The organism is Parabacteroides sp. AF17-3, from assembly GCF_003635445.1.
Lineage (GTDB): Bacteria > Bacteroidota > Bacteroidia > Bacteroidales > Tannerellaceae > Parabacteroides > Parabacteroides goldsteinii.
The window spans coordinates 236158-254388 of the sequence record NZ_QTMM01000001.1 but is presented as its reverse complement, the minus strand read 5'-3'; the positions used below and the strand labels follow the sequence as shown (position 1 = coordinate 254388).

Genomic DNA, 18231 nt, shown 5'->3' with positions numbered 1-18231 from the left:
TCCACGTGAAACATTTACTTTAGGTAAAAGAAGCTAAAACACTGGGTATAGGACAGAAACAGTTAAACAAGATGAGTCCAGAAACGGAGAAACATATAAAAATGATACTTTCTATCTTGCCGGACAAGCCTGGTTGCTACCAGTACTTCGACGACAAGGGAACAATCATTTATGTAGGCAAGGCAAAGAACCTGAAGCGCCGTGTATCCTCCTATTTTAATAAGGAACACGACAGCAATAAGACACGTGTACTGGTGAAGCAAATCCGCGACATCAAATACATTGTTGTCAACACAGAAGAGGATGCCTTGCTGCTCGAGAATAATCTGATCAAACAGTATCGTCCCCGGTACAACGTCATGCTGAAGGATGACAAAACATATCCTTCGATTACCGTAAAGAACGAATATTTTCCCCGCATATTTCAGACCCGGAATATAGTAAAGGATGGCTCACAATATTACGGTCCCTACCCGTCCGTATACACTGCCAAAGTCATGCTTCAGATGCTGAAGGAACTTTACCCGTTACGTACCTGCAAATATCCATTGACACCGGAATCTATCGCAGCGGGGAAATACGAGGTCTGCCTGGAATACCATATCAAACGTTGCAAAGGGCCTTGCGTAGGTTTGCAATCTATAGAAGAATACCAGCAAAACATTTCCGAAATAAAGGAAATCCTTCGCGGAAATATTTCCCAGATCAGTAAACACCTCTATGAAGAGATGCAGGTTTTGGCCGGAGAACTGAAGTTTGAAGAAGCTCAAAAAATAAAGGAGAAATACGAAGTAATAGAAAACTACCGCGCAAAATCGACAGTAGTTACGCCTATGCTTCATAATATAGATGTATTCTCTTTTGCAGAGAATGAGAAGTCGGCTTATATCAATTTCATGCATATTGGAAACGGGGCGATCGTACAGGCTTATACTTTTGAATACAAAAAACGGCTGGACGAAACCAAAGAAGAACTGCTCAGCCTGGGTATCGTAGAAATGCGCGATCGTTTTAAAAGTACGGCACGCGAAATCATCGTTCCTTTCGAAATGGAAATGGAATTAGGTAATGTGACCTTTACGGTTCCACAGCGTGGCGATAAAAAGAAATTGCTGGAACTGTCTGAAATGAATGTAAAGCAATTTAAGGTAGACCGACTGAAGCAAGCGGAAAAACTCAACCCGGAACAACGAAGCACACGTATTCTGAAAGAAGTACAGGACGCTTTGCACCTGCCCAAATTACCGATACATATCGAATGTTTCGACAACTCAAACATACAGGGAAGCGATGCCGTGGCAGCCTGCGTTGTCTTCAAAATGGCGAAACCATCAAAGAAAGACTACCGCAAATACATTATCAAGACGGTGGTCGGCCCCGATGATTACGCATCCATGAAAGAGGTGGTACGCCGCCGTTACCAGAGAGCAGTAAACGAAGGTTCTCCCCTGCCCGACCTGATCCTTACCGACGGTGGAAAGGGGCAAATGGAAGTTGTCCGGGAAGTCATACAAGACGAACTCCATCTCGACATACCGATAGCCGGACTGGCGAAAGACGGAAAGCACCGGACCTCCGAACTTCTTTTCGGCTTCCCTCCCGTTACGGTCGGTATGCCGATACAAAGCCAGATGTTCCGTTTCTTTACACAGATACAGGACGAAGTGCACCGCTTTGCCATCACTTTCCACAAGGACAAGCGCAGCAAAAGCCAGACCCGCTCCGAACTGGACAGCATCAATGGAATCGGAGAAAAGACTAAAGTATTACTTTTGCGTCATTATAAGAGCGTAAAGAGAATACGGGAAGCCAGCTTCGATGAATTGAAGGAATTGATCGGGGAAGCTAAAACAAAAGCATTAATAAATGGTTTAAAGTAAACATACAAATGAGAACAGTTATACAGCGTGTACAGCATTGCTCCGTTACAATCGACGGACAACTCAAATCCAATATAGGAAACGGGATGCTGGTATTGGTCGGTATCGAGGACCGCGACACACAGGAGGACATTGAATGGTTGTGCAAGAAGATTGCCAACCTGCGCATTTTCGACGATGAAAACGGGGTTATGAACCGCTCTGTAATCGATACGGGCGGCGAGGTAATGGTGGTTAGCCAATTCACTTTACATGCCTCTACAAAGAAGGGAAACCGCCCCTCCTACATCCATGCCTCCAAACCGGACTTTGCCATCCCGATGTATGAATCATTCTGTGCCGAAATGGGACTGCAAATCGGCAAGAATGTCGCCACCGGAGAGTTTGGCGCAGATATGAAAATAGAGTTACTGAATGACGGGCCGGTCACTATCCTGATCGACTCGCAAAATAAAGAATAAGATGGCTGATATTACCTTGCAACAAGCCCAGGAGAAAGTGGACCAGTGGATCAAAACGTATGGCGTACGCTACTTCAACGAGCTTACCAATATGACGATCCTGACCGAAGAAGTTGGCGAACTGGCGCGGATCATGGCACGCACCTACGGCGAACAATCGTTCAAAGAAAGCGATAAAAACCGCGATCTGGGCGATGAAATGGCCGATGTGCTATGGGTATTGATCTGCCTGGCAAACCAGACCGGCGTGGACCTGACCGCAGCATTCGAAAAGAATATGCAGAAGAAAACCAGCCGGGACAAAGAACGACATATAAACAACAATAAATTATAATTTATGGCACACGAACACAATTGCAGCTGCGGTCACGACCATGATCATGAACATCATCACGATCATGAACACGAACACATGGACAAATACCATGAAGCGTTCGCCAAATTCGACCCGGCCGGAACGGAAGAAATAGTAGGAAAGCACGTCGCATCCATTCTGGAGAAACACGAAAAAGAGAACTTCACTCCCGAAGTCCTGAAACAAATCCACGGATGCATCGACCTGACTTCGCTGACCAGCATCGACACAAAAGAAAGTATCTGGAAACTGGTAGACCGGGTAAATGATTTCGAAGGTACCCGCCCCGACGTTCCGAATGTCGCTGCCATCTGCACCTATCCCCTATTCGTGGAAACAGTCAAGCAGGCATTGACGGCACAGGAAGTAAAGATCGCCTCGGTAGCTGCCGGGTTCCCCTCCTCACAGACATTCATCGAAGTGAAGATTGCAGAAACAGCCATGGCAGTCATGACGGGAGCCGACGAGATAGACGTAGTGATGAACCTCGGTTATTTCATGGAAGATAACTATGAAGAATTGACCGAAGAGATACAGGAGATCAAAGAAAGCTGCCGCGAAAGCAAACTGAAAGTGATTCTCGAAACCGGTGCCCTGGTCACTCCGGAGAATATCCGGAAAGCTGCTATCTTAGCCCTGTATTCAGGCGCAGATTTCATTAAAACATCCACAGGCAAAGGTTACCCCGGTGCAACCCCGGAAGCCGTCTATACGATGTGTAAAGTGATCAAAAAGTACCATTCCATCACAGGAAAGCAGATCGGTATAAAAGTATCGGGAGGTGTACGCACTGCCGAAGATGGTGTCAAATACTATACAATCGTCAAAGAAGTACTGGGCAACGACTGGCTGAACAAGGAACTGTTCCGTATCGGTGCCAGCAGCCTGGTTGAAGATATTGAGCACCGCCTGGGGATATAAATTCATCTCCGGAAAAGCGATCTTAGAAAAAAGGGACGCGGATTACGCAGACGGGCGCAAAGAAACGCAGATAATTATTGTTCAAAAACAAAAAGTCTGTGTTCATCTGCGCCCGTCTGCGTAATCCGCGTCCCCTTTCTAAGATATCAGATACAACCAACAAACTTGGAAGCTATTACTTCTGCCGTTCCATAATATAATCGGCCAACGCCAGCAAACCTTCGCGGGCATCCGATTCCGGAAGCTGCATAAGCACCTCCACTGCTTTGTCGTGATACTCTTTCATACGCATTTCTGCATATTCAATACCGCCGTTCGCCTTGGCAAACTCGATCAAAGCATCAATATTCCCGGATGAGAAATCCTTTTCATTAATCACTTTCAAGAAAGACTCCACCTCTTCTCTCCTGCCACTTTCAAGTGCATGCAGCAAAGGCAGCGTCACCTTTCCCTCACGTATATCGTTACCGGTCGGTTTGCCGATATTCATTTCTTTGAAGTAGTCGAAAATATCATCCTTGATCTGGAAACAATACCCCAGATACTCTCCGAACTTACGGCATTTAAGCACCAGTTCCTGCGGAGCATCCGCCGAAATAGCACCGATCTCCGTGCAGGAAGAAAGCAGCGTAGCCGTCTTTTTCTTAATCACCTGCATATAGCAAGCCTCGTCGAGGATACTCTCTTCGGCCGTTTCGAGCTGCTTGATCTCACCCTCCGATAGGTCACGTCCGAGGTTGGATACGATATTTATGATTTGCAAATTGCCTGTTTGAATAGAACGAATCAATGCGGTGGAAAGGACATAATCACCTACCAACACCGAAATGCGGTTATCGAAAATAGCATTCAGCGAAGGGACTCCCCTACGCTGTTTCGTCTCGTCGATAACATCATCATGTATCAGGGTAGCCGTATGCAACAATTCAAGGAAAACGGCCGAATTGATCGTATGGTCGGTTACTTTTCCACAAGCTTTTGCTGTGAGAAGTACCAGTAACGGGCGGACATGTTTGCCACTGGCATGCAAGAGCTGGTCGATAGCTGATTGCAACCTATGCGTCTCACTACGAAGTGAATCCGCAAACTCATCGTTAAAGCGTTTAAACTCTTCCGCAACCGGTTGTTCTATTTTCTTTCTATCATTCATAATCTATCCAAAGATTCGCAAAAGTAACAAAAAGTATTGAGTAAGCGAGTTTTTTCGTACATTTACCGTCTATTGTCACCCTAAAACGTGTTAAAAGAGATGAAGCTATTCCTCATAGACGCGTATGCACTGATCTATCGGTCGTACTACGCATTTCTTAAAAATCCGCGTATCAACTCGAAAGGCATGAACACTTCTGCCATTTTCGGTTTTATCAACAGTCTGGAAGACGTTCTGAAACGCGAGAACCCGACGCATATCGCCGTGGCTTTCGACCCGAAAGGCCCGACCTTCCGTCACGAAGCCTACGAGTTATACAAGGCACAGCGGGAAGAAACCCCAGAAGTGATCCGGCAATCCGTTCCTATTATAAAGGATATTATAGAAGCATACAATATCCCTATACTGGAAGTCCCCCGCTTTGAAGCAGACGATGTGATCGGCACCGTATCGAAGCAGGCCGAGAAAGAGGGATTCGAAGTTTATATGATGACACCCGACAAAGACTACGGCCAGCTGGTATCCGAACATATATTTATGTACCGCCCCAAGTTCGGAGGCGACTACGAGGTAATGGGCGTCAAAGAAGTCCTGAATAAATACTCGCTGACTTCGGTCGACCAGGTGATCGACCTGCTGGGTCTGATGGGTGACAGTTCCGATAACATTCCCGGCTGCCCGGGTGTCGGAGAGAAGACGGCGCAGAAACTTCTCGAGGAATATGGCTCGATCGAAAATCTGTTGGAGAATACCGACAAGCTGAAAGGTGCCCTCCAGAAGAGAGTGACGGAGAATGCCGAACAAATCCGTTTCTCCAAATTCCTGGCAACGATCAAGACGGACGTCCCCATCCAGTTCGATGCCGCGAAATGCGTCCGTGAAAAACCGAACGAAACCCGTCTGACCGAGATTTACACGGAATTAGAATTCAGAACATTTATTAACAAAATGACAGGCGAAGAGAAAAAGTCCGCCCCCGCCCCGCAGAAGGTAGTAGCGAAAGGCCCTGTTCAAGGCAATCTCTTTGACTTATTTGCGACCGAGGAGCCGAGTGTTCCAAAATATTCGACTCTCGCGAACTTAAAAACGATCCTTCATGTATATAAAACCGTTGATACTGAAGAAGAAATGGCTAAATTAGGCCGTTTTTTAGCAGATCAGGATTTTTTCGCTTTTGACACGGAAACAGATGGCATTGACCCGCTTACTGCCGGATTAGTCGGAATGTCGTTCGCGGTGAAGGAAAACGAAGCCTGGTACGTCCCGGTTCCGGCCGACAAGGAAGAAGCTACGAAAGTTGTCGCCCACTTCTCCCCTGCCCTCCAAAATCGCAAATCACAGAAAATCGGACAAAACATCAAATTCGATATTATCGTCCTCCGCAAGTATGGAGTCCGCGTGGCCGGTCCGTTATTCGACACGATGATCGCCCACTACCTGCTGAACCCGGAACTTCGTCACGGGATGGACTACCTGGCGGAAACGTATCTCAAATATAAACCTGTCCCCATCTCGCAGCTGATCGGTCCGAAAGGGAAAAACCAGCTTTGCATGCGCGACGTACCTCTCGCCCAGATCGCCGAGTACGCCGCCGAAGATGCCGACGTCACCCTCAAGCTCAAAAACTTCTTTGCCCCCGAATTGAAGAAAGCCGGTATCGAGTCTCTCTTCTTCGACATCGAAATGCCTTTAATATATGTATTGGTAGAAATGGAGGTGACAGGCGTCAAGCTCGACACGGTTGCGTTGAAGCAGTCATCGGAAGAACTGACCGCCGCACTCAACAATCTGGAAAAAGAGATTTACGAACTGGCAGGAGTCAAATTCAATATCAATTCCAGCAAACAGGTGGGCGAAGTCCTTTTCGAACATCTCAAGATCGAAGAGAAAGCCAAAAAGACAAAAACAGGCAGTTACAGTACGAGCGAAGATATTCTGGAAAAAATGCGTTCCAAACACCCGGTGGTAGGCAAGCTGCTGGAATATCGCGGACTGAAAAAACTGTTGAGTACCTATATAGATGCCCTTCCCGAACTGATTAATCCGGAAACAGGCAAGGTCCACACCTCGTTCAACCAGACCGTCACGGCTACCGGCCGCCTGAGTTCGACGAATCCGAATCTCCAGAATATCCCTATCCGCGACGAACTGGGACGTGAGATCCGTAAAGCATTCATTCCCGACAACGAAGATTGCACCTTCTTCTCGGCGGACTACTCGCAGATCGAACTCCGCATCATGGCCCATCTGAGCCAGGACGAGCACATGATCGAAGCCTTCCGCAGCGGCGCCGATATCCACTCCGCAACCGCTGCCAAGATATATGGCATCCCGGTAGAGGAAGTGACCGGCGACATGCGCCGCAAGGCAAAAACGGCCAATTTCGGGATCATCTACGGCATCTCCATATTCGGACTTGCCGAACGGCTGAACATTCCCCGGGCAGAATCCAAAGAGCTTATAGAAGGTTATTTCAAAAGCTATCCGGGTATCCGCGATTACATGGACGAGAGTATCCGCATCGCAAAAGAAAAAGGCTATGTCGAAACGATATTCAAACGCAAACGTTACCTGCCGGACATCAATTCGCACAACGCCATCGTACGCGGTTATGCCGAACGAAATGCGATCAACGCCCCTATCCAGGGTAGCGCCGCCGACATCATCAAGGTAGCGATGGTACGCATCTACAACCGTTTCGAAGAAGAAGGTCTGAAAAGCAAAATGATCCTTCAGGTACACGACGAACTCAACTTTAACGTCTGCCAAGACGAGCAGGAAAAAGTACGTCAGATCGTTCTGGAAGAAATGGAAAACGCCATCCAGCTCCAAGTCCCCCTGATCGCCGACTGCGGTGAAGGGAAGAACTGGCTGGAGGCACATTAAACAGAGGTCTGATAAAACATACTAGTATATGAAATACCTCATTCTTGCCCTGGCATTATCGTTCGTTTGCTCCTGTAAGCAAACGAACGATAAAAACATACAACTGGTCACAGTCGACGTCGCAAAGGACTATCCACCCAAAGAAGTCTGGTTGCAAGATATCGCCGAAATGGTGCGAACCGGTCTATCGCAACCGTGCCATAAACAACCGCGAGATGGACCCGAAGTTCATCAACACTACAGCTGTCCCCTACGGCTACGGCCTGATCGAACTGAATGCCATGGACCTGGCAGAAGCCTACGCCAATAACCAGATAACGGACGAGAAACTGAAAGAAATAGCCTCCAACCTAAAGGAAGAAGATAACCCGGTCTTGATGATCCTGAAATTCAAAAACTAAAAGACAGACGGATAGTGCATGAAACAGCATCAGTATAATACGGTAATATGAAATAAATCAAAGAAAGATGACTAAAAGAAACATTTTATCTGTTCTATTCGCAAGTTTACTGGCCGGCAGTTGCTCAGGGCCGGAAGTGAGATTAGAAAAGATCGACCCATACGCAGTCCCACAAATCTCAATCGAAGAAGAGGCATTGGCCGATCTTCCGGACCTGTTCGCTCCTCCCCTGCATCTGCTGAACGATACATTACTCTGCCTGCTGAACCAGCAGGATGCCTCCTCCATCCGTATCTTCCAGACTACAGGCAAAGAAATGAACCAGTATACGCTAAAGAAGAAAGACACCGCCATCGTCATATCTCCCGACAAGAATTTACAGGCCCGGCTCGAATATCTGAACCCGGCCAACAACGTTTATTACGAACTCGCTATAGACCGCGGAGAAATGTCGATCGCCGATTTCACCCGCCTGCGGTTAAGTAAATTCTCGCCCAAAGAAGCGTTCAAGGTAGGCGATAAACTGTTTGTCGGTCTCGGCCCTTACCTCAAAGGACTACTCAGTGTTTTCGACAAAGACAAACAAAGCAAAGAAATCAACTTCTTCGGAAATTATCCCGTTGCCGGCACGGAATATCAATACCAGGAATACCTCGACTATTTCCAGGGACATCTGGCCCGGCACGACAACCAGTTCATATACGCCAGCACCTATTTCGGTTATATCGCTTCCTATTCTTACGAAAACGAACGCCTGACCAAACAATGGGAAAAGCAAACATCCGACTTCCTGTACCAAAGGGTAAACAACCGCATCGAATTCGACAACCTTCACCACGAGGGATTCGGATGCATCACAGCCGGAAAAGAACATATCTACGCCTTCAGCCAGTACCTGTCGGAAAAACAGATGAAAGAAAACGGAATATTAGTATTCGACAAAAGCGGAAAGCTACTCTCCTGCCTCCGGATAAAAAACCCCGTCGTCTACCTGGTAACAGACAGCCGTGAGGAAAATTTATATGCCGTCTCTTACGACATAGAAGAACAACATTTGTACCTAAGCAAATTAAAAACAACCCTATAAACCCACCGATTATGTCACTCTACGATTACATCTGGAAAATAATGCTGCGTAAAATCCTTTACGAAAAAGAAGGCACCCGCTACACCGCAGGTCACAGGCATCTGGCCTTCTCCCGCAGCAGCATAAATTAACTGTAAAAACCAGGATAATCCCTGTTCTTGAAGAATATACAAGAAAGAATGGTTATCTTTGCCAACTCCAATTAACAACAAAAATCTATGAGCGATGCAGAATATAATAATATGACACCCCGGCAAATGGAATTTGCTGTTTTTTGTGTGATGTGCGTTGCTGAAGAACTGCAAAAACCGGCAACAGAAATATATGACCTCATGATGCAAAACCGGGTTCTGCAAGACTATATCGTCGAGTTTTATGATGTACTACACACACAAAGCCGGGAATATATAGTGGAAGATATTATCAACTTAATGAAAGAAAATCAGATCCTATGATTGTTTATCACGGTTCATATTGCAGGGTGGAGAGGCCGGAACTCACTTTCTCCCGGGAAAAGTTAGACTTTGGTAAAGGCTTCTATATAACCCCTATCCGCGAGCAGGCAGAACGTTGGAGCAAACGTTTTCTAAGAGCCCGAAAAGCAGCTATACTCAATGTATACGAACTGGATGAAAATCTTTTAAAGTCCTCCGGCTTCAAGGTAAAAACATTTACTGCCTATGATGAAGAATGGCTGGATTTTATATTCGCTTGCCGGAAGGGAGAAACTATTTATCTACAATACGATGTAATAATCGGAGGTGTGGCGAATGATAATGTGTTTGCCACATTGGATGCTTATTTTTCAGGATATATGAGTAAAGACATTGCATTGGACAGGTTGAAATATGAAAAGCCTAACCATCAGATTTGCATATTGAATGATGCTATCCTGGAGCAATATCTGGTATTTAAAGAAGCAATCGATTTGATATAAAAAGTTATGGATGCAGTCGGAACATTAAAGCTATTGAAATATGCACGAATCATCAAAGGGTTCGCAGAGCAAATGAAAATACCTTACGCAAAAGCTATGGATTTATTTTTCCATTCCCTTACATTTCAATTATTGCAGGATGGAGAAGCCGATTTACATTGCCGAAGCGATTTGTATCTGATAGACGAACTCAAGTTGGAAATCTACGGGAAACTATGAATAACCTCTTCAATAAATGAAAATTGCACATATACAAGAAAGAATGGTTATCTTTGCCCGCTGAAAAAGTCTGCCGGACGGCAGCTTCCGAGATGAAACAATACGAATAGATAATAAAAACAACATACTAATTTATGGCATTACAATGTGGCATCGTAGGTCTTCCGAACGTTGGGAAGTCTACCCTTTTTAACTGCTTATCAAATGCAAAAGCACAATCAGCAAACTTCCCGTTCTGTACGATCGAACCGAACGTTGGTGTAATTACCGTTCCCGACGAGCGTCTGAACAAACTGGCGGAAATTGAACATCCGCAACGAGTGATCCCGACAACCGTCGAAATCGTCGACATCGCCGGCCTGGTGAAAGGTGCCAGCAAGGGCGAAGGGCTGGGTAACAAATTCTTGGCCAATATCCGCGAAACCGATGCAATTCTCCATGTCTTGCGCTGCTTCGACGACGACAACATCGTGCATGTAGATGGCAAGGTAGACCCTGTGCGCGATAAAGAAATCATCGACGCCGAACTCCAAATCAAAGACCTCGAAACCATCGAAAGTCGCATCGCCAAAGTGCAGAAACAGGCCCAGACAGGCGGCGACAAACAAGCCAAGCAAGCCTACGAAGTATTAGTCAAATACAAAGAAGCCTTGGAACAGGGTAGAAGCGCGCGTACGGTCACCTTCGAGACCAAAGACGAGCAGAAGATCGCCCACGACCTCTTCCTGCTGACCAGCAAACCGGTCATGTACATCTGCAACGTCGACGAAGCGAGTGCTGTCAGCGGCAATAAATATGTCGAAGCCGTACGCGAAGCCGTCAAAGACGAAGATGCGCAGATCCTGGTGGTGGCCGCCAAGATCGAAAGCGAAATCGCCGAGTTCGAAACGTATGAAGAACGCCAGATGTTCCTCCAAGAGATCGGGCTGGAAGAGTCGGGCGTGAACCGCCTCATCAAATCGGCCTACCGCTTGCTGAACCTGCAAACCTTCCTGACCGCCGGTCCCGACGAATGCCGTGCCTGGACGTTCCTGAAAGGCTGGAAAGCCCCGCAATGTGCCGGTGTGATCCATACCGACTTCGAGAAAGGTTTCATCCGTGCCGAAGTAATCAAATACGACGACTATATCCACTACGGCTCGGAAACCGCCGTGAAAGAAGCCGGCAAGATGAGCGTGGAAGGCAAGGAATATGTCGTACAGGATGGAGATATCATGCACTTCCGATTCAACGTGTAAAAAATAAAATAGCGGTACCAGTCACACGATGGCACCGCTATTTTCACCTTCACAACATTACTACTTATCGCCTATCGTCACCTCTCCTTTTCCTGTCTCCCAATAAGAATGGAATCCGATGGGTAACGTGTATTCACAATACTTATCTTTCAAACGTGGTTCCATCATAAAATAATCAGCAATAGGCATCCACACAAACAACCCGTCCATCTTCCAGTATCCCTTCCAACACAACCCGATAGTTTGAGTGAGATGAGGGCATGTCGAACGATATGGAAAACTCCTTTTCCAACTTTACCGCCGGATTCCAATAGAAGATCGTATCTTTATCCCTTCCTTTAACCTCCGATAGCTCTACACGTTTTTCAGATGAATCATCCACAGAACGGGTAGAAATCACCAACGCATGTTGTGGTGTTATTGTCAAATTATTCCTATCCACAATCGGTGAACCTTCTCTTCCAAACATGGCCATCTTAGGACCGGAAATAACCCCCATAAAGGTAATAGCAGAAGGTTCTATCTGATTGATATCAAAATAAGGTTGCATCAACTCATCATTGAAAACCACCATACAACCATCCCCCTTAGGCGTTGTCCCGCCCGACAAAGCCCGATAAAAGTTCCGATATTTACTCATTCCCGGCAAACGAACCAACAACTCATCTGTAGTCGTTGCTTTCCTTTTTTCTATATCCTTCTTAGAAAGAGAAGAGGAACAATAGTGTTGATAACGGGAAAATCCTTTTTCGGAAGAAACCTTTTGCTTTCCATCTTCATCCAACCTGGTTGTTACCTGCCAATCGTCAGCTTCCGACAAAGCCGACTCATAAGGAATAGAAGGAACGACATAGCGGTTATTCAATACAGCTTCCATGTCATACCTCTTCCAAGATTGACGCATCACCGACAGGCCATCCTCAGGCACCTCCCCTTCCAACAAATCAGAAGTGAACAACATATTTGAATAGATACCTGAAGAACCTGCAACCTTCTTCTTGCCCGCCACTACCGCTATGGAAACGTAATTATCTGAAGCAATCAGCGTACTATCCACTAAAAAGAAATGCAACGTCATCCGTTCCCCATGCCGTTCGGCTTCGACCTTTATCTGTTCCTTCTCAGGTTGTCTCATGACAAGTAACCGTTCACTAAGCAAGCGATTCCTTCCATCCAACAAAAGCAATTGGGAAACACCGGCAGGCAAACGATCCTTATCCAAACAAAGCAGTTCCTGCCCCGGTTTCCAGCTTGTCAAAAAAAGCAGTTCACCCCGCGTATGCAACAACAGATACAAAGAATCGGTAGGATAGGCTACATGATCCGATTGTGTCACCTCTATAGCGATCTTATCCGATACTTCTTTCACCTGCAAAACATAGTTTTCTTGCTCCAAAAGTACCGTTTCTTGCTCTGCAATCGGGCATGCTTCTGCCAACACCTGAATCGTCTGCCGGAACAGGTACTCTTTATTCCCCGTATTCCTCATATAATCCGTGTACCCTTGCACCCGATAACTACCCGCCTCCAACGTTTTAGGAAGCAACAAATAACCATGGAACAGATGTAACGAATCGGCACGCACCTTCGCCAGGCTCACCACCCGTTCTTCCCGGTCAGCCAATTCCACATATACATAACCACTCTTCGTCACTGGCCGATGCGAAGCGGCATCCACCAGATAGGCTCTGAACCGGACCTGCTCGCCCGGTGCATACACCTGTTTGTCCAAATGCAGGTAAAGCTTTTCTTGCGGAAACAAGGCCAACTGGGTTTGTAACTTCTCGGCAACAATCTCTGCCGTTCGTCGTGCACAAAGCGAGCTGTCACGGGTTACCTTCTGAGCACTTAGTGCCAGACACGAAAGCGACAGGACTAAATAAAACATTACTTTTCTCATAAGGTATCTTTTTTACGCATATAATTTATGATATATTCCTTATAAAACCAAACAAAAATGTCTTTTTTTATGAAAAACGCTCTCCTACAATGGGGTTTTATATATTTACTTTCACCCTTCACCGATTATATTACGTTGTAATACAAATGATCCCCTATACACTATCGGGCGGTACCTTATAGCATAGTAATCCTACCATTAATCACACTACTGTGTCAGTATAGCTAGCACAATAGTGTGATTAATGGTAGGACTACTATGTGAATTATTCGAAAGCGTACGGTCTCCCAAACGGATAGGCATCGGTTGCCCGGTGGATAACTATCCGTTCCGGAACGGATGCCTACTCATTCGGAAGTTTTTTTCTTCTGAGCATAAAAATAATCGGGAAAGGCAGACTTCACCACAAAAAACTATAATACAACACATTACAGCTGTGAAGGATGAAGTTTAAAAATCATGGAGGGGGAAGAAAAGGATTCTTCTTGCTGATTTCAGGAAGAAGCATTCTTCGTTTTCCTGTACTGTAACGGAGTGACACCGAAATAGTCCTTAAAGTTTTTCCCCATATAACTGGAACTGGAAAAGCCGGTCTTCCAGCTAATCTCTGCAATCGTCAAATCTGTCTTTTCCAACAAAGAGGCACACTTACGAAGTTTCGTCTGAATGATAAAATCATTCAAGGTCAGGCCTGTTATCGCTTTGATCTTGGCACCCAGACGGGTACGGCCGATAGCAATCTCACGGCACCACATATCGATGTCAAAATCCTTATTCTCCATATTTTCCTCTATAATCCGCACAGATTCGTCCAAAAGCTGTTGGTCCAGACGATTGGTTGCCAACTCGGAAGGAACCGATGCCACCTCTGCATGAAAACGAGTTTGATGGCTTTTCAAAGTGGTAATGATATTATGGCACTTCAACAAAAGCAACTCAATATTGAAGGGCTTCATGATATAATCGCTAGCACCGCATTTAAGCCCTTCCAAGGCATTCTCCAAGTCGACACGGGCTGTCAAGAGGATAATCGGAATATGCGACGTCTCTAATTGACGTTTCAGCCGCTGGCACATAGCAGTCCCCGATATACCCGGCATCATCACGTCGCTGATAATAAGATCCGGCTGCTTCTCCTCAGCCAAACGAATGCCTTCTTCTCCATCCTCTGCCTTATAGACCCTATATTTGATGGAAAAAGCCTCTTCCAAGACTTGCAACAAATCTTTATTATCCTCTACAAGCAATACGGAAAAAGACTTTGCCTCCTCTCCGATGTCCGGCAAATCCAATAAACCGGCCACACCCCTCTCCTGCACCACCTCCTGTCCGGGCAACATGTCGGTAGATTGCGTCTCTGTTGATTTCTGTTCGGAAGTAAAATGCTCGTCACCCAAGCGCAAAGTAACCGTAAAGGTGGTTCCCTTTCCCAATTCACTCTCCACCCCGATCTGCCCTTTATGCTGCATAATGATCTCATTGGTCAGCGACAGACCGATACCACTTCCCGCCGAAGTAACCCCCGACGCATTATCCGCCTGATAAAATCGTTCGAAGATATGCGCCTGCTGGCTCCGGGGAATGCCGGAGCCAGTATCAGAGATACGTATCTCGACTATCCCTTTTTTACGAAGTAGACTCACCCGGATCGTTCCTCCTTTCGGAGTAAACTTAAACGCATTGGAAAGCAAATTATTAAACGCTTTACGTATTTGTATCGGATCGAACCATACAGGTATCTCATCTTCCACTGTTTCAAAACTATACTGAATCTGATTGGTCAAAGCATAATCCTTAAAGGAATCAAACAACCGGCGCATGAATACAACCATATTCTGCGGCCTGGCACGAAGCGGCATCTTCCCCTGCTCCAAACGTCTGAAATCAAGTACTTCAGTAATAAGCTGTTGCATCTGAGAGGTGTACTGACGTACTTTCAACAGTTTGCTCCGCAAGGCTCCTGTCAAGCCGTAATTTTGTAGAATAAGATCAATCTGAGTAATTATCAAGGTCAACGGCGTACGCAGTTCGTGCGATATATTAATATAGAACTTCAACTTCATCTGGTTCAACCGCTCTATACGCTCCTTTTCCTGTTGCTCCAGTTGCAACGAAGCCTTCAAAACCGCACGGCTCCTGTTAAAACGAATCAACCAGACCAAAAATAAAAGAATCAATAAACCATACAACGCAAAAGCATACCACGAGGCATAAAAAGGCGCACGTACCTGTACAGACAGGTTAATCTGCTTCCCCCCACCCATCTCACGAAGGCATAAAGTATACTTTCCCGGAGGAATGGAAGTATAGACAATCTGCCGGTGCCGTGTACGTGTCCATTGCTTGTCCAACCCCTCCATTTTATATTCAAACAGATTCTTTTCCACATGCCGGTAATTTGTGGAAGTAAAACCCAACGTTATGTTATTCCGGTCATAAGGCAAAGTAAATCCGGAGGTATAGAAAATCGATTTCTGTAAAATACCGGAAGAAGCAGAAGGCCCGACCGGCGTATTATTCACGGAAAGACTGTTAAACAATATCGTATAAGGCGTCTCCACCGACGAAAAGCCAGCTTCTTTCATCGCAATCATCCCCTCTATCCCACCGATAAAAATCATGCTGTCGGTAGGCGAAAGATACACGCCGCAATTGGCATTCAGACGGTGCAAAGGCGAAGATCCCCCCAATAGCGTATGAGCCGCTTTCCCGGTTTTCATATCCAACAACGTGATGCCCCGGCTCGAAGTAACCAACAACCGCCCCGTGGGAGTGACCAGCACACGAAAAGAATCGTTCGTCAGCAACTGCCCCTGCTCCTGGTTATAACACGACCAAAAGTCATCCACCGGATCATACGCCAGCAGGCCGATACCCGACACGGCAAAATAGATATGCCCGCGCCCGTCGCCCGCAATGCTTTGTACCGGTTTCTTTCCGATCCGGTTTCTCACCGAAGGAATCACCTCGACAACCTGGTCATCCATACGGACACAAACCACCCCCTTATTGGCCAGGGCAAGCCACAACCGGTTCTCCCTATCCAAAAAGGCAGACCTGATAATACCTCCCGCCTGCTCACGAAGGCCCTTGTCGGAAAATAAAGGCGACAACTGCCGGGTATCCAAATCCAGCAAAAACAATCCATCTTGCGAAACGACTATCAGCCCGTTCTTCCAAGGAATCAGGTCGGTTATGATACGCTGGCTATCATTCACAAGCAAATCTGTCCCCACCGCTTCGAGGCGACCCGACGAATAGCAATACAAACCATATTGAAACGTGCCGATATACAGACACCCGTTAGCAGCATCATACCAGACAGATTTGGTAGTAGAGGCCGGTAGCCCCGACAAGGCCGCATCGAGCGGCTTTACCCTCCGGGTATTACGATCCAGGCAGTTCAACTTCCCGTGTTCGGTGGCCACATACAAATTGCCCCTGCCGTCTTCAGTCATTTTGCCGAACAAAAAACCGTTCAAACCGCCCGCTCCGCCGACATTGGAATAGAAAGCATAATTCTCCGTATCCGGATTAAAATAACTCAACCCGCCATAATAGGTGCCAACCCACATGCCCCCCTGGTTATCCTTATAAATCGCATACACCGACGAATGCTTCAACGACCAAGGCGCCTGCTCCTTATGCAACAAATGATAATGATCGCGAAGAGAAGGATCTACCACAGTGATGCCATCGTAGGTTCCGATCCAGACATTCCCTTTGTCGTCTTGATTGATGACGCGTACCTGATTATTGACCAAAGGACGTACAGGGTCGTTTTCCTGCCATGACAGCCACCTCCCCCGATCAAGCATCTTCACCCCGTTCGACAGCGTACCTACCCACAATCTCCCGTCGCGATCCATAAACAAGGAAGTGACCGACTCGTCTTCCAACATCGCCTGCAACGTGTTCCTATCAAAACAATACACGCCACGCGTGGTAGCCATCCAACAAACCCCGTCCTGCCAAAACAAATCCTTGATTATAACCGACCGCTCAGGCAACGCACAGACCTTTTCCGCCTCCCCCTCCGGTAGATAGCGAAACACTTCATTCCCGACAGCATAATACAACACTCCCTCATGATATTCGATGGCTTGCGCCTTTACGCCTGCCCAGCGGAACTCTTCAGCCTGTTTGTCAAAAATAACCACATCCTTGTTGGCCAGCATATAAACCAACGCCTCTCCATCCCCACATATCCCGTGGATATTATTATCTTCCGCCCCTTCCAGATAATTGGAAAGGCGAAAAGAGTGTACCACTCTCCCATCATAGGCATTCAGATTATCATTTCCAAACCAAATCAGTCCTTGAGCATCCTGATAAACGGATATGGCAGAAGGTTGCGTAAAATCTTCATTCAAATCAATATGCCTGAAATATAAATCTTTCGGCAATACGGGAAGAAATACGCATAAACAAAGAAGCAGACAGAAGCATTTGGATTTCATGATTAGTAGGTATTTAATGCAAAAATAAACTATTTTCAACGATTAATGATAATGTTTATATATAATTATACCTCCAAAACGAATATCCGGCCGGACGGCGGGCCTCAAAATGACATACAAATAACATTTTATCGTATGTTTACTGCATTTACGTCACTGTTACGTCACTTCCCATGAGTGGACCTTCACTGGAGGATCATTAAAGGATCATTGAAGCAAGAGCGACTATGAAACAATAAAATAGCAATATCCGTCAAAAAAACGATAAAATCCGTCGCAAACCGCATTCAACACTTTAACAACCTATATTAATATATCATCCTTTAACAATCATAT

14 protein-coding genes are annotated in these 18231 nt (G+C 46.2%); 11 read left to right on the top strand and 3 right to left on the bottom strand.

Going from position 1 to position 18231, the window contains the following annotated elements:
• Positions 1 to 71: 71 nt before the first annotated feature.
• The 4 genes from uvrC to deoC are packed head-to-tail and all read left to right on the top strand — an operon-like array spanning position 72 to position 3617.
• Entirely contained in the window at positions 72 to 1880 is a 1809-nt protein-coding gene (gene uvrC, locus DWW91_RS00780) for an excinuclease ABC subunit UvrC (RefSeq protein ID WP_122326657.1), read from the top strand.
• Between the two features lie 8 nt (positions 1881 to 1888).
• Positions 1889 to 2341 carry a D-aminoacyl-tRNA deacylase gene (dtd, locus tag DWW91_RS00775; protein ID WP_010801225.1) on the top strand — a complete coding sequence of 151 codons (453 nt, stop codon included), beginning with the start codon at positions 1889 to 1891 and terminating at the stop codon, positions 2339 to 2341.
• A gap of 1 nt (position 2342) precedes the next feature.
• On the top strand, positions 2343 to 2675 hold the full coding sequence (locus DWW91_RS00770; RefSeq protein WP_009860511.1) for a nucleotide pyrophosphohydrolase: 333 nt from the start codon (positions 2343 to 2345) through the stop codon (positions 2673 to 2675).
• Between the two features lie 3 nt (positions 2676 to 2678).
• Positions 2679 to 3617 (top strand): deoxyribose-phosphate aldolase, encoded by a 939-nt coding sequence (gene deoC, locus DWW91_RS00765; protein ID WP_046145833.1) that lies wholly within the window; start codon positions 2679 to 2681, stop codon positions 3615 to 3617.
• Positions 3618 to 3792: 175 nt separating this feature from the next.
• Here deoC and DWW91_RS00760 read toward each other — a convergent pair whose 3' ends face one another.
• Complete coding sequence (locus DWW91_RS00760; RefSeq protein WP_009860509.1) at positions 3793 to 4767, bottom strand: polyprenyl synthetase family protein; 975 nt, start codon at positions 4765 to 4767, stop codon at positions 3793 to 3795.
• A gap of 99 nt (positions 4768 to 4866) precedes the next feature.
• Between DWW91_RS00760 and polA the strand changes: the two genes are divergently transcribed.
• The 7 genes from polA to ychF all read left to right on the top strand — a co-directional run bounded on the left by polA (position 4867) and on the right by ychF (position 11535).
• On the top strand, positions 4867 to 7653 hold the full coding sequence (gene polA / locus DWW91_RS00755) for a DNA polymerase I (protein ID WP_122326656.1): 2787 nt from the start codon (positions 4867 to 4869) through the stop codon (positions 7651 to 7653).
• 44 nt (positions 7654 to 7697) lie between these two features.
• The gene (locus DWW91_RS27515) at positions 7698 to 8054 is read left to right on the top strand and encodes a hypothetical protein (protein ID WP_129697236.1); all 357 of its coding nucleotides are present in this window, start codon (positions 7698 to 7700) and stop codon (positions 8052 to 8054) included.
• A 67-nt stretch (positions 8055 to 8121) separates the two neighbouring features.
• Positions 8122 to 9141, top strand: a complete 1020-nt coding sequence (locus tag DWW91_RS00745) for a hypothetical protein (protein ID WP_122326655.1) — start codon at positions 8122 to 8124, stop codon at positions 9139 to 9141.
• A 218-nt stretch (positions 9142 to 9359) separates the two neighbouring features.
• Entirely contained in the window at positions 9360 to 9596 is a 237-nt protein-coding gene (locus DWW91_RS00740; protein WP_009860504.1) for a DUF3791 domain-containing protein, read from the top strand.
• Positions 9593 to 10078, top strand: coding sequence for a DUF3990 domain-containing protein (locus DWW91_RS00735; RefSeq protein ID WP_046145836.1), 486 nt, complete (start codon positions 9593 to 9595; stop codon positions 10076 to 10078). Before DWW91_RS00740 ends, DWW91_RS00735 begins: the two co-directional genes overlap by 4 nt.
• A gap of 6 nt (positions 10079 to 10084) precedes the next feature.
• Positions 10085 to 10297 carry a hypothetical protein gene (locus tag DWW91_RS00730; protein ID WP_009860502.1) on the top strand — a complete coding sequence of 71 codons (213 nt, stop codon included), beginning with the start codon at positions 10085 to 10087 and terminating at the stop codon, positions 10295 to 10297.
• A 134-nt stretch (positions 10298 to 10431) separates the two neighbouring features.
• The gene (gene ychF / locus DWW91_RS00725) at positions 10432 to 11535 is read left to right on the top strand and encodes a redox-regulated ATPase YchF (protein ID WP_048314875.1); all 1104 of its coding nucleotides are present in this window, start codon (positions 10432 to 10434) and stop codon (positions 11533 to 11535) included.
• A gap of 175 nt (positions 11536 to 11710) precedes the next feature.
• Here ychF and DWW91_RS00720 read toward each other — a convergent pair whose 3' ends face one another.
• Together DWW91_RS00720 and DWW91_RS00715 are read right to left on the bottom strand one after the other, a co-directional pair.
• Positions 11711 to 13435, bottom strand: coding sequence for an MG2 domain-containing protein (locus DWW91_RS00720; RefSeq protein ID WP_122326654.1), 1725 nt, complete (start codon positions 13433 to 13435; stop codon positions 11711 to 11713).
• Between the two features lie 494 nt (positions 13436 to 13929).
• On the bottom strand, positions 13930 to 17895 hold the full coding sequence (locus DWW91_RS00715) for an ATP-binding protein (RefSeq protein WP_122326653.1): 3966 nt from the start codon (positions 17893 to 17895) through the stop codon (positions 13930 to 13932).
• Between the last annotated feature and the right edge of the window lie 336 nt (positions 17896 to 18231).